This window comes from Spirosoma fluviale (assembly GCF_900230225.1).
In the GTDB taxonomy this organism is placed as follows: Bacteria; Bacteroidota; Bacteroidia; order Cytophagales; family Spirosomataceae; genus Spirosoma; species Spirosoma fluviale.
The window spans coordinates 403,269-427,221 of the sequence record NZ_OCNH01000003.1 but is presented as its reverse complement, the minus strand read 5'-3'; the positions used below and the strand labels follow the sequence as shown (position 1 = coordinate 427,221).

Here is a 23,953-nt window from a genome sequence, read left to right as displayed (position 1 = left end):
TTACCTTTGGCCCACTTACAAAGCACTTCAACTAGTGAAACTGGCAGCTATTGATATCGGTTCTAACGCAGCCCGTCTGCAAATTTCGACAGTCTTACACAACGACGACCTGGTTAGCTTCAAGCGGGTTGAATACGTACGTTTTCCACTACGGCTAGGCCACGACGTGTTCAATTTTGGCGCTTTGACGCCTGAAAGTGAAGCCCGTACCACCAAATTAATGCAGGCCTATAAACTGCTGATGGAGCTGCACGAGGTAGAAGACTATATGGCCTGTGCCACCTCGGCCATGCGGGAGTCTTCCAACGGACCTGAAGTAGCCAAACGCATTGAAGCCGCTACCGGCATAAAAATTCATATCATCGACGGCCGTAGGGAAGCCGAGCTTATCAACGATGTGGTTGTTCATGCGCTGGACGACCGGCAGTACCTGCACATCGATGTGGGTGGAGGCAGCACAGAATTAAACGTGTACGTCAACCGCCAGAAGATTAACTCCAAATCATTTAAAATTGGCTCGGTTCGGTTGCTTGAAGGGAAAGAAACCAAGGGTGCCTGGCGGAAGATTGAGGACTGGGTAGAGGAAAATATTGATTCATCGCAGGAAGTCACGGCCGTTGGTACCGGGGGCAACATCAGCAAGCTCTTTAACCTGGCTTCCAAAGTCTCGGAAAGCGAAACAAGCCGAGCCGAAATTGAACGTATCCGCAATTATATAGCTGGGTTTAGCCAGGAGGACCGGATTAACAAACTTCGCCTGAATGCCGACCGCGCCGACGTAATCGTACCAGCCGCCGACATCTATATATCAGTCATGAAGTGGGCGGGAGCCGACAAAATTGTCGTCCCGGATTTAGGTCTGAAAGATGGTATTATTCAACAAGTTTACGCTCAGGTGTGTAAACGGAAATAAGTTTCCCCGGAAAGAAGCCCATTCATAAAATCCCCGGTCGGCAGCAGCTGACTGGGTTTTTTTAGGGTATCCAGTCGTGTCGGAAGGTGGTGTCAGGTGGTGTCAGTTTCTCAAAACTGACACGTTAGGTTTCTTAAAACCTAACGCATAGGCTACTTGCTTAACGAGGTTTTGAGAAACCTCGCTTGTCAGGTGTGAGCACCTGACATCACCATCAACACCCTAGACAGACTGACAACTATAGTGTCTACACAGAAGAGAGAAAGCCCAATCTCTCCGGGCAATCCGTTACTTTACTTACAGGCTGGTCGTCAGTACGGACATGATCTCCACCGGCCCGACCGATTACACGTTTCTGGTACAAATTAATCCTCAGCAACCCGATATTGCCTCCTTTTGCCAGCCGGGCTTTTTTTTCAACGAATACGCACACCTTCGACAGCAGAACAACGGCCCTTTTTACCTGATCTCAGCGGTAAACCGATTCACGCAGGAAGCCGAAGCCCGCTGCGCTTTTTTCCTCAATGCGAGCGATGCTCTTAGTCCAATTGCGGCTCCGTTCGGGTCTATTGAACTGAGCGAAACCTTACCAACCAGTGTGCTGAACGCCTTTGTCTCTGTCCTGCTGGAAACGGCTCACAAACTAGGTTGCAACCGCATTCGGCTCGTTAACTATCCACGTTGTTACGCCCCCCAACAAACCGACCGCCTGCTGTCTGTGCTGGCCGAGCACGAGTTTGTCGTTGTCGAATCAAACGTCAGTTCTTTTCTGCCAGTTAATAACAAACCCTTAGAGAACAACCTGATTCCGGCCGCGCGTCGGCGGCTACGCAAATGCCGGGAGGCCGGTTTTGTATTCGCCCATCGGCAAGCCCCAAATGTGCCCGAAGTCGTTAGGTTCATTCAAAACACCCGGCAGCAGTTGGGCTACCCGCTTACCCTTGAGCCAGACCAATTGATAAATTTACTTCAGGAATTTCCGAAGCAATTCAGCGTTTTTACCGTAACTAATGGCCCTTCTCTGGCAGCCGTCGTGATAACGGTACGCGTCAGATACGATATACTGTATACGTTCCTGCCCGCTTCCGATCCGGCCTGCCACAACTTTAGCCCAATGATCTTTCTCATTGATGGGCTTTGTAGCTACTGCCAGCAACAGGAAGTCCAACTGCTCGATTTAGGGGTGTCACTCGATGCCAGACGCCAGCCCAAGCCTGGTCTACTACGCTTTAAACGTAATCTGGGTGCGCAGGAGTCACCAAAATATACGCTTGAACGAAGCATTGACCGGGATGATTTCACTGAATTGCAGGATGGCCCGTTAAAAACTCTCTTCATTCGGTAATACAGTTAAACATCTGCCGGTCTGCTGTTTTTTTCGTTGTTTTGCAGAAAAAAGGCACGCCCACTGTGCCGCTTGCATGGTCGAAGCTGCGTTTAATTCGGTAAGTCAATTTTTGAGCGACCTCGTCGCATCCCTGGTGTCGCTGGCCAAGGTCGCTATCCGTATTCGGCACGCTACCCGTCTGCCCGATCCAAAGCTACCAGTTTGTTCGGTGCTGGGAAACGGCCCCTCACTGACGGAGTCCCTGACGACCCAACTCGATTTCATCCGGCAAACGGAGATTGTCTGCGTCAACAACTTCGCTCATGCCGAGGTTTTTACCCAGCTGCGCCCACAAGACTACGTCATTTTAGACCCCAACTATTTCGTTTTCACCGAACAAACCGCCGACCGCGACGATATTCGAAAAACGCTCTCGATCTTTCTGGAAAAGGTCGACTGGCCCATGACGCTGTTCGTGCCGCATTTCGCCAAAGGCACGTATCTGCTCGGTAAAATTGAACAGGGCAACCCGCTAATTACCGTCGTTTATTTCAACTACACGGTTGTTCGTGGCTTTAAACGGTTAACCTACTGGCTTTATGCCAAAGGCTTCGGTATGCCACAGGCCCAAACCGTTATCATCGCTGCTCTGGCACTGATGATCAACCGGAAATTTAAAACCATTTACCTGTTTGGAGCGGATACGTCCTGGCATGAACAAATCCGGCTCAACGATCAGAATCAACTGCTGATCAAGCAAATACATTTTTACGACAAGCCAAAAGACGTTACGCACCAGCCTGTGTATCTGGACGCCGAGCGGAAGCGCACGTTTTCGATGGCCGCTCAGTTTCTGTCATTACACAAGGCCTTTCGCGGGTATGAAGTGTTGCGTGACTACGCCGATTACCGGGGCGTTCAGGTTATAAATGCCAGTGCCAAAAGTTACATTGACGCCTTTGAGCGACAAGTCACCAGCGAGTCGGTCACGAACGAGTAATTCCTAAACCCATCATGAAACCAGCCATTTACTTTTTCCTCATTAGCCTGTCCCTATTTGGCCAATCGGCCGTGGTAGCGCAGCAGAAGCCCAATATTGTCCTGATCTACGCCGATGATCTGGGCTACGGCGACATTAGCTGCCAGGGAGCTACGAAAGTCCGCACGCCAAACATCGACCGGGTAGCCAAAGAAGGCTTGCGCTTTACGAACGCTCATGCCTCCTCCTCCACCTGTACCCCATCGCGTTATACCCTCCTGACGGGGGCCTACGCCTGGCGGAAAACAGGCACCGGTATTGCTCCCGGCGATGCGGCTCTGCTGATTCCGACCGATCGCATCACACTACCCGGAATCCTGCAAAAAGCAGGCTATAAAACCGGTGTCGTGGGCAAATGGCATTTGGGCCTTGGCCCCAAAGGTGGCCCCGACTGGAACGGCGACATAAAGCCCGGCCCTTTGGAAATTGGCTTCAGCTATTCCTTTCTCCTGCCCGCCACCGGCGACCGGGTGCCCTGCGTGTACGTCGAGAATCACCGCATCGTCAATCTCAACCCTGCCGACCCGATTCAGGTAAGTTACAAAGAGCCCATTGGTACCGATCCGACCGGCAAAGAGCATCCTGAGTTACTCAAAATGCTGTTCTCGCACGGCCATGACCAAACGATCATCAATGGGGTTAGCCGGATCGGCTACATGAGCGGAGGAAAAGCAGCGCGGTGGGTCGATGAGGAGATGGCCGATGTGCTGACCGGCAAGGTAAATCAGTTTATCGAATCCAGTAAAGGCAATCCGTTCTTTGTTTATTTCTCCACCCACGATATTCACGTTCCGCGTATGCCGCACTCCCGTTTTGCGGGTAAAAGTGGCATGGGGCCGCGTGGTGACGCCATTTTGCAACTAGACTGGTGCGTAGGCGAAGTAATGAAAACACTGGATCGGCTGGGTTTAAAAGACAACACGATGGTGATTATCAGCAGTGATAACGGCCCGGTTGTCGATGACGGCTACAAAGATCAGGCGGTTGAAAAACTAAACGGCCACAAACCCGCCGGACCATTGCGCGGTGGTAAATACAGTGCGTTCGATGCCGGAACACGGGTGCCGTTTATCGTCCGCTGGCCGGTCAACGTGAAACCCGGCACCTCCGACGCTCTGTTTAGCCAGGTTGATCTCGCAGCCTCTTTTGCCGCCCTGGTGGGTCAGTCGTTGGCGAAGGGCGAAGCGCCCGACAGTTTTAATAGCCTGACTACGCTGCTGGGGACAACTAAAAAGAGTCGCGAATACGTTATAGAACATGCCATCAATGGTACCCTTTCGCTGATACGCGGCAACTGGAAGTACATTGAGCCTTCTGGTGGCCCGGTCCTCAATCGTGACACCAACATCGAGACAGGGTATGCATCACAACCGCAGTTGTATAATCTGCAAACCGATCTTAGCGAAACAAAGAACCTGGCGGAGAGCAACCCGCAGCTAACCACCGAACTGGCGGCATTGCTCAAAACCATCCGAGAACGCGAAAACACAAAATAGACAGCTTTTTTAACTGACCCACAGCGGTCAACTGAGTACGTAAAACGATGCTTGATTTAACGAACAAATCCATTTTGATTACGGGCGGTACGGGCTCTTTCGGCAAGAAGTTTGTCGAGATGGTGTACCAACGCCACCCCAATATTAAACGCCTGGTCGTGTATTCGCGGGATGAACTGAAACAGTTCGAGATGTCGCAATACTATCCACAGTCCAAATACAAATCCATCCGGTTTTTCATTGGCGATGTGCGCGACGGCGATCGACTAAAGCGGGCCTGCGAAGGTATCGACATCATTGTGCATGCAGCCGCCATGAAGCAGGTTCCGGCGGCTGAGTACAACCCGATGGAGTGCATTAAAACCAACGTATTCGGAGCCGAAAATGTGATCAATGCCGCCATGGACAACGGCGTACAGCGCGTTGTGGCTCTTTCGACCGACAAAGCAGCCGCACCGATCAATCTCTACGGAGCCACCAAACTGTGTTCCGATAAACTGTTTGTAGCCGCCAATAACATGAAAGGCAGCCGCAACTTGCAGTTCTCGGTGGTACGGTATGGCAACGTGATCGGGTCTCGGGGATCGGTCGTACCGTTTTTTCTGGACAAGCGTAAAGAAGGGGTATTGCCCATCACCCACGCGGACATGACCCGCTTTAACATCTCACTCGAAGAAGGGGTCGAAATGGTATTTCATGCGCTCGAACATGCCTGGGGCGGGGAGATTTTTGTTCCAAAAATCCCCTCCTACCGCATCACCGACGTCGCCACGGCCATTGGTCCCAACTGCGAACAGAAACTGGTCGGGATTCGTCCGGGCGAGAAGCTCCACGAGGAAATGATCACCGAAACCGACTCGCTCAATACGGTCGAAACGGAAAAATACTACGTCATTACGCCTTCAACGCCCACCTGGAGCATTGAGGATTATATGAAAGCCTTCAACGGGCGTCCGGTAGAGATGGGCTTCAAATACAACTCCGGCAGCAACACCGAATGGCTCAACGTCGACCAACTGCGTGAGCAGATTCGCGAGCATGTTGATCCTAACTTTTCGGCCTAGACATGAATCAACCCATCCCCTACGGTCGGCAGCATATTACCGACGAAGATATTGCAGCCGTTGCTGAGGTGCTACGCGGCCCGTTTTTGACGCAGGGGCCGCACATCAGTGCGTTTGAAACGGCTTTTGCTAGTTATATCGGTTGTCAGTACGCCGTGGCGGTGGCCAATGGAACAGCCGCACTGCACCTGTGCTGCATGGCCCTCGGCGTGACCGAAGGAACCCGCGTCATTACCACACCCATCACGTTCTCGGCTTCGGCCAACTGCGTTCGCTATTGCGGGGGCGAAGTCCATTTTGCCGATATCGATCCCGAAACGGCACTGCTGGATATAAACGCCGTACGGACACTCGTTGAACAACATCCGAAAGGCTATTTTTCGGGTATCGTTCCAGTCGATTTTGCGGGGTACCCGGTCGATTTAGCCGCTTTTCGCGAACTGGCCGATGCGCATGGGCTGTGGATTCTGGAAGATAGCTGCCACTCGCCGGGCGGTTCATTTACCGATAGCCAGGGCGTGGACCATCGCTGTGGCGACGGTTCGCTGGCCGATCTTGCCATTTTCAGTTTTCACCCCGTTAAGCACATTGCGGCTGGTGAGGGCGGCATGATTACCACCAACGACGAAGCACTGTATAAACACCTGATGCGGCTCCGGACGCACGGCATCACCAATAAACCGGGTGAATTTACGGAGCCGTATCCCGGCGAGCCCGAACGGGGCGGCTGGTACATGGAGTTGCAGGAGTTGGGCTACAATTACCGCCTGACCGACATGCAGGCAGCCCTCGGCAATAGCCAGTTGGCCCGTGCCGAAGCCATGCTGGCGCGTCGGCAGGCGATTGCGAAACGATACGACGACGCCTTTGCCGGAACGCCCGCCGTCACCATCGTTCCACCCGACAACGTCAGTCATGCCTATCATCTGTACGTCGTTCAGGTGGACGACCGCAAAGGGCTGTACGACTTTCTGCGAACTCGTAACATTATGGCGCAGGTGCATTACATACCGGTGCATCTGATGCCTTACTACCGGCAGTTCGGCTGGAAACCGGGCGATTTTCCCAATGCGGAACGCTACTACGCCCGTTGCCTGAGTCTGCCCATGTTCCCAACCCTGACGGATGAAGAACAGGCGTATGTCATTGCCTCTGTTCTTGAGTTTTGTCGTTAATCAGGCCCGCACAGGCTCCGGCTGTGCGTTTGTCCGTTTACACAGTCACACAGCCGGAGCCTGTGTGAGCCTCATATGAGCAACGTAGCCATCATTACCGCAAGGGGCGGCAGCAAACGGATTCCCCGCAAAAATATTCGCCCCTTTCTGGGTAAACCCATCATCGCCTATGTTATCGACGCAGCCATACAATCGGGCCTGTTCGATGAAGTAATGGTGTCGACCGACGATGCCGAAATTGCGGACATTGCCCGGCAACAGGGTGCATCCGTCCCGTTTCTGCGAAAGCCCGAAACATCGGGTGATTATGCGTCGACGATTGAGGTGCTGCTGGAGGTACTCGATGAATACGAACTCATTGGCCAAACGTTTGAGTCGCTTTGCTGCCTATACCCCACCGCCCCCTTCGTTACGGCCGATTTACTGACGGCATCGCATCGGGTACTGCTCGATAAGAAAGTCGATATTGTGTATCCCATCCAGGCGTTTTCATTTCCGATTCAGCGGGCCTTCAAGCTCAATGACGGGCTGTTAAGCTGGGCGCAGCCGGATGCCTTTCTGCTGCGTTCGCAGGATCTGGAACCAATGTATCACGATGCCGGACAGTTTTACTGGTTCAATGTAGACCGGCTGCGGACGCATCGGCAACTACCCGGTCTGACGGCCGGGGGGATTGAAATCGACGAAATGCACGCGCACGACATTGATACCGAATCGGACTGGAAAGTGGCCGAATTCAAATATCGTCTGCTCAATAATTTACTACCGAATGAGTAATGCCAACGCACCGAAGCTGATTTTTCGGGCTGATGGGGGCGCTAAAATTGGTCTGGGCCACATCATGCGCTGCCTTGCCATTGCCGAAATGACAGGCGATTTATTCAGCCTGTCGTTCGCCATTCAACAGCCGTCGGATGCAGTTCGGCACATACTGGCACAAGCGGCTTTCGACCTCATCAGCTTACCCGAAACAGCGGATTCCGCAGCCGATGCCCGTAACCTCCGCGCCCACCTGACGGGGGATGAATTCGTGCTGCTCGATGGCTATTCTTTTGGCGCTGATTATCAAAAAACCATAAAACGGCATTGCCGGAAACTGATTGTCGTTGATGATCTGGTAGCCTGGCATCAATACGCCGATGTGGTTATCAATCATGGCGGCACTATACAGGCAGCGGCTTATCAGTCGGAAAGCTACACCCAATTCCTGACCGGTACAGCTTACGCGCTGCTCCGAAAACCGTTTCTGGAAGCGGGCATTCATCGGTCTGAAGAGGCATTGACCACGTTTCAACCCCGGCGGGTTCTGGTCAATCTGGGCGGGGCCGATCCCGATAACATAAGTCACCGGGTTGTCGAAGCGCTGCTGAGCGAACCGCTGGTGCAGCAGATCGTAATCGTATTGGGTGCCGCCAATCCGCACGGCGATAGCTTCGCCAGGTATGCAGAAGAGCGGGTGCAGATACGGCGGAATCTATCCCCCGAGCAGATTGTGACGGTCATTCAGTCCTGCGATGTGGCCGTGGTGTCGTGCAGTACCATTTCGTACGAAGTCGCCACCGTGGGCAAACCGTTTGTCGGTATACTCACGGCCGATAACCAGGCCATTCTCCGAACATTTTATAAGGATAATCACATTGCGCTGGGAGTACTGGAGAAAGCCTTCACCAACTCTGAACTTTGGTCGACTATGTCATTGCCCGTTTCGACGGTCAATAACAGTCTGGCCAGACAGTATCAATTTTTTGATGGTCGATCAGGCGAGCGAATCGCTGCTTTTTTCCGAACATTACTGCCAGCTTAATTAATCAACCTATGGATATCACGCTAACTCCGTTGACAGAAAACGATATTGAACTGGTACGACTTTGGCGCAACTCCCCCGAAGTAGCCCAATATATGTACACCAGCGAACCCATTACGGCCGAGCAGCAACAGGCCTGGTTCAGCCGTATTCAGCAGGACTCGTCGTCCCGGTACTGGGTGATCGAGTACAACGACAAAAAGATAGGACTAGCCTCACTGACGGGTATCAGCCAAACGCTCAGCAGTTGCTATTGGGCGTTTTACCTGGGCGATACCAGTATCCGGGGCGGTGGTTTAGGGGCCAAAATTGAATTCAACGTGCTCGAATACGTCTTTAACGAGCTTAAGCTTAACAAGCTTCGATGCGAAGTCATGACCTTTAACGACAAGGTGATTTCGATGCACGAGAAGTTTGGCTTCCGCCGGGAGGCTTATTACCGGCAGCACGTAAAAAAAGACGGTGCCTGGCAGGATGTCGTTGGGCTGGCACTTTTAAAGCAGGAGTGGGACACCTACCGAGCTATTATGCGGACCAAAATATACGGTAACTAACGCTACGTAGTTACCCATTTCACTCTTAAACAATCAGATTCATTCAGTACATTCACATAAAAACAACGTATTTTCATAGGAATGAAGCAACTTTCCCTGACTTTCCTTTTAACGAGTCTTTGTCTTGGGTTTACAGCTTGTAAAAAACCGGCAGAGCCTGAGCCGGTTGCTGGCCTGGTCGCTTAATAAGACTTTACGAAAGGGGTCAAAGATTTAAGCGGCAATAATAATACGGCTCAGGTTGTAGGTGCCACACCTACAATTGACCGCTTCGGTACGACAGAATCAGCCTATGCGTTTAACGGCAGTAGCTATATTGAATTGCCGCCAAACAAATTTTCTACGGACGAATTCACCTATGCTGCCTGGGTTAAACTGGCGTTTGTTCCGCAATCCTACGATGTGCTCACGATTATGGATACGGGCAACTATCGGGGCGACCATGCCATGGTACTGGCCAATACAACCGTGTTAGGATGGGGGATGTGGTCGTATACCGAAGACCGGGCCAATTTCAATTTCGCCTACTCCGGGAGTTTGCCAACGAACACGAACCAGTGGTATCATATCCTGGCCAGCCGTAGCAAAAATCAGCTGAATATCTATGTAAATGGTGCCCTGAGTTCGTCACAGACCTTAACCGGTAAACCCTTCTACGAGGGTACTGTACGTACGCTGATCGGTCAGCGTTTCGACGGAACCTTCTCGTTCAGAGGAGCCATTGATGAGGTACGCGTCTACAATCGTGCCCTGTCTGATGCGGAAGCTAAACGGGTTTATGAACTGAATTAATCGCCTGATTCGCCGACTTGCCGCAAAAAATATATACATCCCCATTACTATCCGATTGCAATGATCTGCCGTACACTCTGCGTTGTTGCCTTGATTCTTTTTTTTGCCAGCTATAGTTTTGGTCAGACCACCAGTCAACTAATAGCGTGTTATCCATTTTCGGGTGATGCGAAGGACGGTTTTGGTCCAAATCACGGTACCGTTAATGGCGCAACCCTAACCACAGATCGTTTTAACAAACCGAACAGCGCTTATTTTTTCGACCGAAATTCTTACATCGACTTACCCGCAGCTCCTTTTACGAACCCAACCTACACCCTGTCGGCCTGGGTGAAACTGGCCTCGTTCCCTGCCCAAGCCGATGCGTTCACCATTTTCTCGTTTAGTGAACCGAACCAGTGCCTGACATTAACCAATCAGCCGGTTTATGGAGGAAATGTCTGGAATTTCTTTTCCTACAACACAACGGGATCGGTTATTACAACACAGTCGGTCAGTATTGGCACCTGGACTCACCTCACGGCCATACAGGCTGACAGTGCTCTGATTTTTTATATCAATGGCGAACGTGCTCAAACGGTAAAAATAACCCCCACAGCTCCGCTGAGTTATACGTGTCCCTTACAGGCATGCATCGGCATAAGACCAACGAGAGGTACTCTCATTCAACCGTTTCATGGAGCCATTGATGATGTACGAGTTTATCGGGGAATACTATCGGATGCTGAGGTGCGTGTGTTGTATCAGGCAACAACCTGCCAAACCGACTTCACGCTGAATCCCATTACGGCCCAACCTTTCGTCTCCCTCCGAAACGGAAACTGGAATGACCCGACCGTTTGGTCCTGTGGCTGTATACCCACAGCCACCGATGCCGTTCAGGTGCGCCATGTTGTTACGGTGCCCCCGGCTTTTCAGGCAAACGCACTAAGGGTGTACATCAACGGAGCCGCCCAGATAACCTACGGACTCGGCGGACGCCTGGTACTTAGCCTTTGATAGACAATTCTTCCCAAAAAGTGGTAATTTTGAGGTGCTGAAACCAGGCTGGAATTTGTAAGCCAGCTACTGGCGTTACAAAAAGTGGCTGGCCTACTGATGCACGAACCAGCCAGCTATCCAGCGCAAACGTCAATTTACCAATGATTCAACCCATTCAGGTTGCCCAGTTTACCATCGGATCGGCACATCGTCCCTTTGTTATTGCCGAGATGTCGGGCAACCATAACCAGTCGCTGGAACGGGCACTGGAAATCGTGGACGCCGTTGCCGATGCCGGTGCCCACGCCCTTAAACTCCAGACCTATACGCCGGATACCATCACGTTCAACGGAGCCTCCGAGGAGTTTTACATTCGGGATGCGAAATCACTCTGGGCCGATAAGAATCTGTATAAGCTCTATCAGGATGCCTATACACCCTGGGAATGGCACAAACCGATTTTCGACCACGCCAAAAAACGCGGCATGATCGCATTCAGCTCCCCGTTCGACACCACGGCCGTCGACTTTCTGGAATCGCTGGATGTGCCGCTGTATAAGATTGCGTCCTTTGAGAATACCGACCATATTCTGCTCAAAAAAGTAGCACAAACGGGTAAACCCGTCATCATGAGCACCGGGGTCGCATCCGTTGCCGACCTCGACGAGTCGGTGAAGGTGTTGCGGGCCAATGGCTGTCAGGAGCTTGTTCTACTCAAGTGTACCAGCACCTACCCGGCCACGCCCGAAAGCACCAATCTGCTTACCATCCCGCACATGAGCCAGTTGTTCGATGTGCCCGTTGGCCTGTCTGATCATACCATGGGCATTGGCGCGGCCGTTGCGGCTGTCGCTCTGGGGGCCGTAGTGCTGGAAAAACACGTGACCCTGCGCCGGGCCGATGGCGGTGTCGATTCGGCTTTTTCGTTGGAGCCGGAGGAATTGAAAAACCTCGTGATCGAAACCGAGCGCGCCAAACTAGCCCTGGGGCAAGTGAGCTACACACTAACTCCCAAAGAAGAAAAAAGCCTGCAATTCAAGCGCTCCCTCTATGTGGTACGCGACATGAGCGCGGGCGAATCCTTCACCCCCGAAAACGTCCGGAGCATCCGCCCGGCCAACGGCCTGCACACCCGCTATTACGACGACATCCTCGGCAAAACAGCCACCACCAACATACAAGCCGGTACAGCGCTGGCGTGGGACTTAATAAATTAGTTTTGAATGAGTGAATGAGCAAATTATTGAATACCGGCTGGTCGTTCTTTATTCGCTCATTCACTCATTCGCTCATTCAAAATTCACTACGTGGGTATCATAAAACGGCAAACCATCCAGAGTTCAATATACGCCTATGCGGGTGTGGTTGTCGGTTTTCTAACGCAGGGGATCTGGTTCCCGAATTTGTTCAGTGAGCAACAGGTTGGCTTGCTAACCTTGCTGATTTCGCTGTCACTGGTCCTGGCGCAGGCCTCGAACGTGGGCATAAATGGCGCCGGTGGGCGGTTCTTTCCTTATTTTCGTGACGCAGCACGGCAGCATAACGGCTTTCTGCTCATTGCCAGTCTGTCTACCTTTGTGGGCTTCTGCCTGTGCGTGCTGGCGTTGTGGCTGGCGCGGCCCTGGATTGTCAATCTGTATCAGGAACAATCAGCGTTGTTTGTCGAATACTATTACCTGCTCATTCCGCTGACCTTTTGTACGGTTTATTTTACCGTTTTCGATAACTATTCCCGCCTGCTCTACGACCCCGTTACCGGAACGCTGCTGCAACAGTTCGTTCAACGGTTGCTGGTCACACTGGCCGGTGGGTTGTACTGGCTCGGCTGGGTTACGTTTCCGCAATTTCTGGGCGTCTGGTTACTGGCGTTCCTGCTGCCGCTGGTGTTCATGATTATTAGTGTGGCCCGCGATGAAGCTTTATTCTTCAGCCGAAACTTTGTATCCGTCAACCCGGATTTACGACGAAATATGATCCGTTACGCCAGCCTGACCTTTACTTCGGCTCTGTCGTCGCAGGTTGTCATTACCATCGACAAGATGATGATCAACAGCAAGCAGGGCTTGGGCGATACGGGCATTTACGGGACAGCTTCGTATTTTGCCGCCGTCATCGCCATTCCGGCAACGGCCCTTTACAAAGTGTCCGGTACGCTCATTGCCGAGTCATGGAAGGTAAATGACCTGGAGAATATTGCCAGTATTTACCGAAAAAGTTGCCTCAATCAATTAATTGCGGGTTGCCTGGTCTTCGTGGGTGTGGCCGCCAACCTGCCTAATGTCTTTCAGTTTCTACCGCCAAGCTATTCGGCGGGATATTACGTGATTCTGTGGCTTGGCCTGGGCAAATTGTTCGACATGGCAACGGGCATCAACGGCACCATCCTAACCACATCGCGCTATTATACCTACGACTCGGTCTTTTTTGTGGTGCTCATTTTTATTACCGTTTATGCCAATCTATACCTGATACCCCGTTTTGGTATCAACGGTGCCGCGATCGGTGCGGCATTCGTGACCCTGCTCTTTAACCTCGCCCGGACGCTGTTCGTTGGGTTTGCGTTCAAGATGCAGCCGTTTACCTGGCGAAATCTGGTGGTCATTATGCTGGGACTAACTGTCTGGTGGTTATCGGTCCAACTTCCGTATCCCGATGTTGATGCTCCCAAGTGGCGTTTTATACTGGATACAGCCTGGCGGTCGGCCCTGATTACCGGGTTGTTTGGGGGAGCCGTCGTAGCGTTGAAATTATCGCCTGACATTAACCAGATGGTAGACGGATTGAAGAAGCGTTTTATAAACAAATGAAAATTATGCCACAGAGATGCACCAAGAGGCACGGAGATACACTGAGTTTTTCTTTGTGTATCTCTGTGTAGCTTGGTGCATCTCTGTGGCAAACCTTTATACCTCATGTGGGTTTTTAGATTCTTATTCACCGAAACAGCCCGGCTTCTCCGTTCGGCAGAAGGTCGCCGGTTGCTGGGGCTGGCGTTACGGTACGGCGGTAAGCCGCGCAACCAGACGGTTCATGTTTCCTTTGGCAAGTACCGATTTCGGGTGCCGGATGCGCTGTCGTTCGTCTGGCAGTTTCGGGAGATATTCGTCGATGAATTTTATCGGTTCAATACGACCAGCACCAGTCCGGTCATTTTCGACTGCGGTACCAACATTGGCACGAGCGTCGCGTATTTCCGGCAGACGTACCCCAACGCCCGGATCATTGCCTTTGAAGCCGACGAGCAAATCAGTGCCACCTTGCAGGACAACCTCCGGCAAAACCAGATTTCGGGCGTTGAGGTGATTACCAAAGCCGTTTGGACCAATGACGAAGGCATCTGGTTCGGCAGCGACCAGGCCGACTCGGCGTCTATTTTCTCGCAGACAGACCGTAAGCTGGTGCCGTCAATCCGCTTGCGGGATTTCCTCCTGCGCGAAACCCGCGTCGATATGCTCAAGATGGACATCGAAGGGGCCGAAACGGACGTTCTAACCGACTGCCACGACGCGCTGGCTCACGTTCAGAATCTGTTCGTTGAGTTCCACGCTTACCTCGACCATCCGCAAACGCTGGCCTCGGTCATGAACGTGCTGGAAGACAGCGGCTTTCGGTATTACATCAACACCAGCCAATACCGCCACGCGCCCCTGGCCAACCATCGTTACAAAGGCAGCGACAGCATGGACCTGCAATTGAATATCTTTGCGTATCGCAACTAAGTAGTAAAATGATTGACAAAATACTTTCCCGCCCTGAGTTCCAGACTGAGCCGCCTGTGTTGGTCGACATTGGGGCATCGGGGCAATTGCATGGCCGCTGGAAGGCATTCGCCAAATACGCCGTTTGCATCGCCTTCGACGCTGACGACCGCGACTTTGGGTACGTTGAAAGCGAATCCAGGCATTTCAGGAAGTTATATACCTTCAATAATATCGTTACCGGGCCACAGTCGGCGGAGGAAGACACCGACACGTCGGCCTTTTACCTGACCGCATCTCCCCACTGTTCAAGTTTGCTACCACCCCGGCCCGACCTGATTCAGGAATACGCTTTTGCGCCCAAGTTTGAACTGTCCAAAGTAGTTCAGTTAAAAACACGCAGTCTCCGCTCCACGCTTGATAGCCTGAATATCAATCAGGTAGACTGGTTCAAAACCGACTCGCAGGGCACCGACCTCCGGCTGTTCCGTAACCTCGGCGAAGCCCGGTCCAAACGAGTGCTAACGGCCGAGTTCGAGCCGGGTATCTTATCCGTTTACGATGGCGAAGACAAGCTCCATGAGGTGCTGCGCTTTATGGAAGAACAGAACAGCCACTGGCTGGTCGAGTTGATTCCGAAAGGCTCTCCCCGCATTACACCGGCTCTGCTTGATAGTTTTACGACTCAGCCATTGCTGCAAAAATTCGTGCTCTTTTCCCTGAAAAGCAGCGCGGCCTGGGGCGAAATGACTTACCTGAACCGCTTCGCCGACGAGGCTGCCCTCACGCAGCGGAACCTGTTGCTGGGCTGGGTTTTTGCCACCAGTCTAAAACAGCATGGGTTTGCGCTCATCCTGACGCAAAAAGCCAAAAGCCTTTTTTCGGACCCTATTTTCGACGAGATGGAGAACTACTCGCGTCGGCGGGTTTGGGGACGCATCCTTGAAATCGGCTTCTGGCCCGAGGTTGTCAAGAAATTCGATAAACTGCTTGGTCGGTGAGAGTTACCCTGCTTAGTACCTACCAGTCGTTTGGCGGGGCTGCGGTGGCGGCAACCCGGCTGCATCGCGCGTTGCAGAAATACCCGGCGTCGTTGGCAACGCAACCAGTTGGATCGGTAGAAAGCACGATGCTGATTGGCACACCAAATCGGCTGGATACGCACAAACCCGCCCCTGGCGTTTCTTTTTTAGCGAATAACTTTCTGGCCGAACAAACCGCTTTTGGCCGGTTTGTGGCCGAGCGGCTGGCGTTTCTACCTTACGAGCGAGACCCTTCAGTCCGGTTTCAGTTTTCGCCCGCGCGGTTTGGTGCGGGATTAACGTTTCACCCGGCTATTCAACAGACCGACGTTATCCATCTGCATTGGATCAACTTCGGCTTTTTATCCCTTAACGGACTTCGTGCGCTGATTGATCTGGGCAAACCGATTGTCTGGACGCTGCACGACCAGTGGGCTTTTACGGGCGGCTGTCACTACACACACGGCTGTCCTAATTTTCAAACCCACTGCCACCATTGCCCCTACCTCAAAAAGCCGGAAGCACAGGATCTATCATACCAGGTTTTTGAGAAGAAAATGCGGTTGTTTGCAAACTCGAATATTCACTTTGTCTCGCCAAGCCGCTGGCTGGCCGATGAAGGGCGGAGCAGTACTTTATTGGGCAACTTTCCGTTTACCGTCATTCCCAACACCGTCGACCAAACCCTGTACCGACCTATCGACCGGAGCGAGGCCGCTCATCAACTTGACTTACTCGACACAGGCAAGCCCCGTCTATTGTTTGGGAGCGCCAACATCACCGATACCCGCAAAGGGTTCCGCTATTTTGCCGAAGCCCTGACGCTCCTGCACAAGCAACACCCTGCCCTGACCCCCGAAATCCTGGTATTTGGAAAAGGACGTTCGTATTTGCTGAATGAACTCCCCTACCCGGTGCGGCACCTGGGCTTGCTGACAACCGAAGAAGACATTGTAGCCGCTTACAATGCCGCCGATGCGCTGGTTGTTCCTTCGCTGGAAGATAACCTGCCCAACACCGTGGTCGAAGCCATGGCCTGCGGAACGCCGGCAGTAGGCTTCCGAACGGGAGGAATCCCGGAAATGATTGACCACCAAACGAACGGATACCTCGCCGACGTCGGTTCCGCCCAGCAACTGGCGGATGGACTGGCGTTCATCCTGACGCATCCTGACGCCAACACCTTACGGCAAAACGCCCGTCAATCGGCCGAAGCCCGTTTTTCGGAAGACGTAGTGGCGGGACAGCATGTGGAATTATATAGTCAGTTATTGGAGTTAGGAGCGAGGAGTGAGGAGTGAGGAGTTGCTGACGCAAGCAGTATTCTCGCGTCAGCAACTCCTCACTCCTCGCTCCTCACTCCTCGCTCCTAACTTCTCACCAATGCCAACCCTCTCCATCATCACCATCACCTACAATGCCGAGCGGTTTCTGGAGCGCACGATTGAAAGTATCGTGGCGCAGCAGGCTACGGATTTTGAGTACATTGTGATTGATGGTGCCTCAAAAGATGGTACGCTGGACATTATCAAGCGTTACGAAAACCACATTACTACCTGGGTCTCCGAACCCGACGGTGGCCTTTACGATGCCATGAACAAAGGGCAGCAACGAGCCACGGGAGAGTATGTGTGGTTTATGAATGCCGGGGATGAGCTGTATGATTCGGAAACATTGCCCAAATTGCTCGAAGCCATTAAAGCCACGCAGGCAGATGTTTATTACAGTGATGCCCTGTTCGTTCAGGATGACGGCAGCCCGGTGGGTCTACGAAGCCAGATTACCCCGCACACCTTACCCCACACCCTCACCTGGCGCGATATGGCCCTCGGCATGAAAGTATGCCACCAGGCGTTCGTGGCCCGACGGGCTATTGCTCCCGCCTACCCCATAGATAACCTTAGTGCCGATCTGGATTGGGAGATTCGATGCCTGAAAGCAGCCTCCGGAATTCAACTCGTGCCCTTTATTTTGTGCCGGTATCTGGTGGGTGGCTTATCGGTACAGCAGCACCGCCGGTCGCTCATCGACCGTTTCAAAGTGCTCGTGACCTATTTCGGATGGGTACAGACGGTAATCAACCACGGCCGGATTATATGGCGGGCCAGTCAGTTCAAAAAAAGTGTCTGATAGGGCCTGTTTAGTTAAAGGATAATGCGGATAAGGTCTATAGGATAAGACCGGCTACATTAACAAATGAGCTTCTTTTAACTATCAATCTGTCCTTTTTGTGAAATTTGTGTGAAAACAATGGGATAATTCCCAGTTATATGCCTTTTGATTGGTAAATGCGGATAAATTTGCAGGATTTATTCTGTCACCCGCGTAGCCTTTTTGTGAAATTCTCCTAAAAAATTGATTTAACCTATGAAACGAGTAGCTGTTTTTACCTCGGGTGGCGACGCACCGGGTATGAACGCCTGTATCCGGGCTGTAGTACGGGGGGCGGTCTATCACGGTATTGAAGTGTTCGGTATCCGCCGGGGGTACAGCGGAATGATAAATGGCGATATCTTTCAGATGTCTTCCCACTCGGTGAGCAACATCGTACAGCGTGGAGGCACCATCCTGAAATCGGCCCGCAGCAAAGAGTTTATGACGCCGGAAGGGCGTGCGAAAGCCTACGAACAACTCCAGAAATTCGATATTGAAGGACTTGTTGCCATTGGCGGTAACGGTACATTTACCGGTGCTACGCTTTTCTTCGATGAGTACGGTATTCCAACCGTTGGCGCACCCGGCACGATCGATAACGACCTATACGGAACTGACCACACGATTGGCTTCGATACGGCCGTGAACACGGCTCTGGAAGCCATTGATAAAATTCGCGATACGGCCGACTCCCACGACCGTATTTTCTTCATTGAAGTAATGGGCCGCGACTCCGGGTACATCGCTATTCAGTCGGGTATTGCCGGGGGTGCCGAAATGGTCATGGTACCCGAGGTACTCACGCCAATTTCGGAAGTTGTCGAAACCCTGAAATCGGGCTGGAGCCGTCAGAAATCATCCTCCATCGTTGTTATTGCCGAAGGTGAAGAAGCGGGAAATGCGGCTGAGATCGCCGAAAAAATTCGTCTTCAGGTGCAATCCAACATCGATATGCGGGTAACAACGCTGGGGCACATTCAGCGTGGGGGTGTCCCAACGGCTTACGACCGGATTCTGGCCAGCCGCCTGGGCCTGGGTGCCCTGGAAGGCTTAATGAATGGCGAGCAGAACGTAATGGCGGGAATTATAAATAATGAGTTGGTCTACACCCCGTTCCGCGACACCATCCGCCTGCCTAAGCCCATCAGCGAAGACTTGCTACGAATGGTAAAGATTTTATCCGTATAGTTTTTTTGAAAAGATTACAGGATTGAGAAAATTCAGGCATTTAGGAAACACCTGTTAATCCTGTAATCTTCTCAAAAAACTACGCATAACCAACAAGTTTGTAAGTAACGTAGCCAACAAATTCACGAATCAGGTAATACGATTCAAAAAAAGCTTCTTCGTCAGGAAGAAGCCATTCGGAGGGGCCAAATAACCGCCGGTTTCCCAAAAAGTTACTCGGAAACGGAGTTGTTTGAATCCCTTCTTTCTGAAAGCAGGCGATGGCCCGTTTCATATGCCAGGCCGATGTGATCAGGACGTACTCGTAATGAGTCTTGTCAAACCGCTTCCGAAGAATAGGTGCCGAAAACTGTGCGTTTTCATGCGTATTTCGAGATTTACCTTCCAGTACAATATCCTCCGGTCGTACGCCGGCAATTATCAGCAACTCCCCGGCCAAATGCCCTTCGTCGTTCAGGCTAATCGGTTGAAAGGGCCAGCTACCCAGTCCGCCACTAATTAACACCTTCTGAACGGCCCCCGTCTTATACAAATACAACGCCTGCCCTATCCGGTCGGCTTCACGTCCTAAGAGAAACCGGGCCAGATGCGTTCGATTCAATGGCGTGCCCGGCGCTTCACGATCTCCGTTTATGATACCTCCCGTCAGGACAATGGCTACCCGTTTTACGGAGTCTTTAGGCGCTGCTATGTCGGACTTGATCGGATACTCCCACCACAAGGCGAGTTCATTGACAAGAAATGAATTTCCGAACAGCCAGAAAATGCCCAACGCAAGCCCGATGAACTGACGACGCAATCGCGCCCGTTTGACGAAAAAGGCGAAAATTAACGCTGTCACGAGCCACCCGGCGGGCGTTAGCAGGTAGGTAGCGGTTTTGGAAAAGAAATAAAACATAGACTATTTATGACGTGGCAAGCGTTTTGATAGAACGAACGTACCAGTAAAATACCGTAAATTTGATCCTATTCTGCTGCGAAGATACATACCACCCTGTATGAAAAAACTCCTTTTAACTACGCTGTTTAGCTTGTGCTTACTCCCCGTCATCTGGGCTCAGTCAACGACTAAACCACTTGACACTGGTTTCAAAATTATAGGTCATGTTAAAGGGCTAAAAGATACAACCTGCGTACTGGCTCATTTCTTTGGTTCTACGCAATATATACCCAAAGATACCGCCCGTGTAGACGGTGCCGGAAACATGGTTTTTGAAGGTACGAAGAAACTTCCCGAAGGCTTGTTTATTGTCGTTATGCCCCGAAAAGGGTATCTGCAACTGCTGGTTACGGACGATCAGCAGTTTTCGTTCGAGACCGATACCACCAATATCATCGCCAACATGAAGATATCGGGCTCCAAAGAAAACGAGCTGTTCTACGCCTACCAGCAACAGCTTAGCAAATTGTCGGACGAAGCGCAGGCGCTGAGCATCCAGAAAAAGATGCGTAACGATGCCGTTTCAGCAGCCATGGTGAACAAGCAACTGAGCGATTTGCAAAAACAGGCCACCGACTACCGCAGCCAGTTCCTGAAAGAAAACTCAGCTTCGTTTGCCGCCAAGCTGTTCAAAGCATCGGCCGAGCCCGACGTCCCCCCCGCGCCCAAAGCCGCCAATGGACGTCCGGATTCTGTTTGGGTTTTCAATTACTTCAAGGCGCACTTCTGGGATGATTTCGACTTCTCCGACGAGCGTTTTGTGCGGTCTCCCCTGTTGCAGCAGAAAGTGGAACGGTATATCAAAGAACTAACCGTTCAGGTGCCGGATTCCCTTATTAAAGAAGCCGATCTGGTCGTTAATAAGGCAATCGCGGGCAAAAGCACCGAGGTTAAATACTACACAATTTACTACATCACGAGCCAGTATGAGCAGCCTAAAGTGATGGGGACGGACGGGCTGTTTGTACACATGTTCGAAAAGTATTACAAAACGGGCGTTATGACGGTCTCCGATTCATCGACCCTGAAAAGCATTGGCGAAAGGGTGGCTACCATGAAGCCTAATCTGGTGGGCAAACCATTCATCGCTCCCGTTATTAGTGATACCTTGCGTCGGCCCATTGCCTTCCAGAATCTGAAATCAGATTACACAGTTGTCTTTTTCTATTCGCCAACCTGCGGTCACTGCCGGGAGAGTGCGCCGAAATTGAAAAAACTGGTGGACGACTACAAAGGGAAAGGCATTGAAGTTGTAGCCATCGCCATCGACCAAAGCCCCGAAGAATGGAAGAAGTTTGTTAAGGAATTCAAGCTCGGCAATGCTATAAACGGATACGACTACACGTACCGCACCGACTTCCGGCGGCAGTACGATGTCTGGACGACACCTACCGTCTACATACTTGACAAGAACAAGAAAATCATTGGCCGCAAACTCCCTACCGAGCAAATCGAAGATTTTATCCTGTTCAACAAACGGCAACAGGCTACGCAGGTAGCCAATAAACCCAATCCCGCTCCCGCGAAAGCAAGTGTGAAGAAGTAAGTATTAGGAGTGAGGAGCGAGGAGTGAGGAGTTGCTGACGCAAGCAGTATTCTCGCGTCAGCAACTCCTCGCTCCTATTACTAAAAAAGCCTATCTCATCTTCGTCCGTTTCACCAGGTAAGCCTGTAGAATCTGGTCAAAGCCTTGGGCAATGTCAGCTTCAATGAAGTCGATTTTGTATTGACCGCAACGCATCTTCAATTCCTGAAAATACGTTTTTACTGCCTGCTGATAGGTCTCTCGTACCTGACCAGGTTGAAGTTTCACCTTCTCGCCGGTTTCCAGATCGATAAATTCATAGGGGCGCTCATCGAACGCAAAATCCTCTTCCGTCTTTTTGTCCGTTACGTGAAACAGCAAAACTTCGTGTAAATTATGGCGTAGGTGCTGCAAGGCTGAAAACAGCGCATCGGCCTTTTCGCTGTTATCGAACATATCGCTAAAAATCACCACCAGCGACCGTTTATTGATCTTTTCCGCCACCAGATGAATAACATCAGCCGCCGATGTTTTTCGTAGTGGTTTAGGCTGTTGCATGAGCAGGTCCAGTTGAGTAAACAACTTATGAACGTGCGACGGTGTCGATTTTGTAGGCGTTTGCAGGTCGATCTGATCGGCAAAGGTTGTCAGGCTAACGGCGTCTTTCTGGCGTTGCAGCATATACGCCAGACAGGCAGCGGCCATAACGCTAAAGGTCATCTTGCCATAGTTCGCTTCCGGGTAATACATCGACGACGAGGTATCGATCAGCAGGTGGCAACGGAGGTTTGTTTCTTCTTCATAGCGTTTGACAAATAATTTTTCTGTCTTGCCAAACACCTTCCAGTCGATGTGTCGGGTTGTTTCGCCGGTATTGTATAGCCGGTGTTCTGCAAACTCGACCGAGAACCCATGGAAGGGCGATTTATGCAGCCCTGTAATAAATCCTTCGACCAGTTGACGGGCCAGAAATTCGACGTTTCCAAACGAACGTACCTGACTAAGATTAAGGGGTTGTTTCATGAACTCTAAAGAGCGAAAGAGTGAAGAGCTGGCGCAAAAAAAATCTATTCTTTCGCTCTTTGAATTTAATGCAAAAAGCGAACCGTTCGACATCTCCAGCAGGAATTGCAAGGGGAAATATCGAACGGTTCGCAAAAACAGTTGTTACCTGCTTACATTACAGGCTCCAGCAGGGGCTGAAACTCAATTGGGGTTGTAAAGGGTGAGGGCGTCATCGCTACGGCATATCCTTTACCAACAACCCGAAGCGATACATTAGCAATTCCCTTCGAAACCATGCCAAGAGCATGAGCAGCTGCCAGGGTTAAATCAATGACACGACCTTTTGCAAACGGGCCCCGATCATTGATTCGTACAATTACAGAGCGTTGGTTATCCAGATTTGTGACTTCAACCAACGTGTTTAAGGGTAAGTTACGGTGGGCACCTTCGAGTGATTCTGCGCTCACGCGCTCCCCGTAGGCGGTCCTGCGACCATTGAACTTCTTGGAATAAAAAGACGCTTTGCCTTTCTGTATGAGGCTCGGAAGAGCCTCCGCCGGGTTTATGTTGCTAAAGAACAACATAATGGACATGATCAAACTCATACAGCTCCTAGTTACGTGAAAAAAATAGGCGGGGGGTATGTTTGTGCAACTCTCACATACCAACCGCCCCAAAAAAGTGCAATTCCTTGAAAACAAAGATAGGATACACATCCTTTATAACCAAGCTATTAGCCAAAAAAGTGTAGAAGAAGCTCTACATCCCCGGTTATTTTTGAGGTAAATTGGCCCCAAAATATATTTGACTGTATTGTTTTTGTTCTATCCTGATAGAATGTACTTTAGCGTTTGAGAAAAGACTAAACTTCTTAACTGTGGACGATAGAGACCGAGAAAAAATTTACTCAAAGCGAGTTCGGGCGGGTAAGCGAACCTATTTTTTTGACGTTAAGTCGACCCGTACAAACGATTACTACCTGACCATCACCGAAAGTCGCCGACACCCGCAAGGCGAGGGATTTGTGTATGAAAAGCACAAAATGTTTCTCTACAAAGAAGACTTCGACAAATTTGTCGAAGCGTTGCAGGAAACCGTCAGTCATATAAAAACCGAACTCATGCCCGAAGTAGACTTCTCGCAGTTTGTACAGCGCGAACGGGACGAACAGGATGACTTCGCTAGTGAGTTAAAATGGGAATAAACAGAATTATACCTTCGGATGAATAAACTTTACACGAGCATCTAAGGGATGATCCCTTACATAAATAGGTAG

Annotated in this window: 22 protein-coding genes and 1 pseudogene; 20 read left to right on the top strand and 3 right to left on the bottom strand. The window is 51.2% G+C overall.

The window, feature by feature from the left end:
- Positions 1–34 precede the first annotated feature (34 nt).
- From CRO74_RS18050 to pfkA, 18 genes and pseudogenes are all read left to right on the top strand, one after another.
- Positions 35–913 carry a Ppx/GppA phosphatase family protein gene (locus CRO74_RS18050; protein WP_097127620.1) on the top strand — a complete coding sequence of 293 codons (879 nt, stop codon included), beginning with the start codon at positions 35–37 and terminating at the stop codon, positions 911–913.
- A 322-nt stretch (positions 914–1,235) separates the two neighbouring features.
- A complete protein-coding gene (locus CRO74_RS18045; protein WP_097127618.1) occupies positions 1,236–2,258 on the top strand; it encodes a GNAT family N-acetyltransferase in 1,023 nt (340 codons plus the stop codon).
- A 76-nt stretch (positions 2,259–2,334) separates the two neighbouring features.
- Positions 2,335–3,240: a hypothetical protein gene (locus tag CRO74_RS18040; RefSeq protein ID WP_097127617.1), complete on the top strand. Its 906-nt coding sequence runs from the start codon at positions 2,335–2,337 to the stop codon at positions 3,238–3,240.
- A gap of 14 nt (positions 3,241–3,254) precedes the next feature.
- A complete protein-coding gene (locus CRO74_RS18035) occupies positions 3,255–4,775 on the top strand; it encodes a sulfatase family protein (RefSeq protein ID WP_097127615.1) in 1,521 nt (506 codons plus the stop codon).
- 47 nt (positions 4,776–4,822) lie between these two features.
- The gene (gene pseB / locus CRO74_RS18030; RefSeq protein WP_097127613.1) at positions 4,823–5,839 is read left to right on the top strand and encodes a UDP-N-acetylglucosamine 4,6-dehydratase (inverting); all 1,017 of its coding nucleotides are present in this window, start codon (positions 4,823–4,825) and stop codon (positions 5,837–5,839) included.
- 2 nt (positions 5,840–5,841) lie between these two features.
- Positions 5,842–7,014, top strand: coding sequence for a UDP-4-amino-4,6-dideoxy-N-acetyl-beta-L-altrosamine transaminase (gene pseC / locus CRO74_RS18025; RefSeq protein WP_097127612.1), 1,173 nt, complete (start codon positions 5,842–5,844; stop codon positions 7,012–7,014).
- A 75-nt stretch (positions 7,015–7,089) separates the two neighbouring features.
- Complete coding sequence (gene pseF / locus CRO74_RS18020; RefSeq protein ID WP_097127610.1) at positions 7,090–7,791, top strand: pseudaminic acid cytidylyltransferase; 702 nt, start codon at positions 7,090–7,092, stop codon at positions 7,789–7,791.
- Complete coding sequence (gene pseG, locus CRO74_RS18015) at positions 7,784–8,818, top strand: UDP-2,4-diacetamido-2,4,6-trideoxy-beta-L-altropyranose hydrolase (RefSeq protein WP_097127609.1); 1,035 nt, start codon at positions 7,784–7,786, stop codon at positions 8,816–8,818. Before pseF ends, pseG begins: the two co-directional genes overlap by 8 nt.
- An 11-nt stretch (positions 8,819–8,829) precedes the next feature.
- A complete protein-coding gene (pseH, locus tag CRO74_RS18010) occupies positions 8,830–9,372 on the top strand; it encodes a UDP-4-amino-4,6-dideoxy-N-acetyl-beta-L-altrosamine N-acetyltransferase (RefSeq protein WP_097127607.1) in 543 nt (180 codons plus the stop codon).
- A gap of 216 nt (positions 9,373–9,588) precedes the next feature.
- Positions 9,589–10,164, top strand: a pseudogene (locus tag CRO74_RS18005) (LamG domain-containing protein); the annotation flags it as partial.
- Positions 10,165–10,224: 60 nt separating this feature from the next.
- Positions 10,225–11,163, top strand: a complete 939-nt coding sequence (locus tag CRO74_RS18000; RefSeq protein WP_097127604.1) for a LamG domain-containing protein — start codon at positions 10,225–10,227, stop codon at positions 11,161–11,163.
- Between the two features lie 143 nt (positions 11,164–11,306).
- On the top strand, positions 11,307–12,362 hold the full coding sequence (gene pseI, locus CRO74_RS17995; protein WP_097127602.1) for a pseudaminic acid synthase: 1,056 nt from the start codon (positions 11,307–11,309) through the stop codon (positions 12,360–12,362).
- A gap of 90 nt (positions 12,363–12,452) precedes the next feature.
- Positions 12,453–13,952 carry a lipopolysaccharide biosynthesis protein gene (locus CRO74_RS17990; protein WP_097127600.1) on the top strand — a complete coding sequence of 500 codons (1,500 nt, stop codon included), beginning with the start codon at positions 12,453–12,455 and terminating at the stop codon, positions 13,950–13,952.
- 105 nt (positions 13,953–14,057) lie between these two features.
- Positions 14,058–14,864: an FkbM family methyltransferase gene (locus CRO74_RS17985; RefSeq protein ID WP_097127598.1), complete on the top strand. Its 807-nt coding sequence runs from the start codon at positions 14,058–14,060 to the stop codon at positions 14,862–14,864.
- 8 nt (positions 14,865–14,872) lie between these two features.
- A complete protein-coding gene (locus CRO74_RS17980; protein ID WP_097127596.1) occupies positions 14,873–15,844 on the top strand; it encodes a hypothetical protein in 972 nt (323 codons plus the stop codon).
- A complete protein-coding gene (locus tag CRO74_RS17975) occupies positions 15,841–17,166 on the top strand; it encodes a glycosyltransferase family 4 protein (RefSeq protein WP_097127595.1) in 1,326 nt (441 codons plus the stop codon). The genes CRO74_RS17980 and CRO74_RS17975 overlap by 4 nt, the downstream gene beginning before the upstream one ends.
- Before the next feature lie 82 nt (positions 17,167–17,248).
- Positions 17,249–17,995 (top strand): glycosyltransferase family 2 protein, encoded by a 747-nt coding sequence (locus CRO74_RS17970; RefSeq protein WP_097127593.1) that lies wholly within the window; start codon positions 17,249–17,251, stop codon positions 17,993–17,995.
- Between the two features lie 237 nt (positions 17,996–18,232).
- Positions 18,233–19,207 carry a 6-phosphofructokinase gene (pfkA, locus tag CRO74_RS17965; protein WP_097127591.1) on the top strand — a complete coding sequence of 325 codons (975 nt, stop codon included), beginning with the start codon at positions 18,233–18,235 and terminating at the stop codon, positions 19,205–19,207.
- A 79-nt stretch (positions 19,208–19,286) separates the two neighbouring features.
- On the opposite strand, the gene CRO74_RS17960 is transcribed toward pfkA, so the two are convergent.
- Complete coding sequence (locus CRO74_RS17960; RefSeq protein WP_097127590.1) at positions 19,287–20,105, bottom strand: YdcF family protein; 819 nt, start codon at positions 20,103–20,105, stop codon at positions 19,287–19,289.
- Between the two features lie 100 nt (positions 20,106–20,205).
- Here CRO74_RS17960 and CRO74_RS17955 point away from each other — a divergent pair, with 100 nt between their 5' ends.
- Positions 20,206–21,693, top strand: a complete 1,488-nt coding sequence (locus tag CRO74_RS17955; protein WP_097127588.1) for a TlpA family protein disulfide reductase — start codon at positions 20,206–20,208, stop codon at positions 21,691–21,693.
- A 90-nt stretch (positions 21,694–21,783) separates the two neighbouring features.
- Here the strand turns inward: CRO74_RS17955 and CRO74_RS17950 are convergent, their stop codons facing one another.
- Both CRO74_RS17950 and CRO74_RS17945 read right to left on the bottom strand, forming a co-directional pair.
- Positions 21,784–22,695: a DUF58 domain-containing protein gene (locus tag CRO74_RS17950; RefSeq protein WP_097127586.1), complete on the bottom strand. Its 912-nt coding sequence runs from the start codon at positions 22,693–22,695 to the stop codon at positions 21,784–21,786.
- Positions 22,696–22,847: 152 nt separating this feature from the next.
- Positions 22,848–23,282, bottom strand: a complete 435-nt coding sequence (locus tag CRO74_RS17945; RefSeq protein WP_097127585.1) for a septal ring lytic transglycosylase RlpA family protein — start codon at positions 23,280–23,282, stop codon at positions 22,848–22,850.
- A gap of 272 nt (positions 23,283–23,554) precedes the next feature.
- On the opposite strand from CRO74_RS17945, the gene CRO74_RS17940 reads away from it, so the two are divergent.
- On the top strand, positions 23,555–23,881 hold the full coding sequence (locus CRO74_RS17940) for a DUF3276 family protein (protein ID WP_097127583.1): 327 nt from the start codon (positions 23,555–23,557) through the stop codon (positions 23,879–23,881).
- The last annotated feature ends 72 nt before the right edge of the window (positions 23,882–23,953 follow it).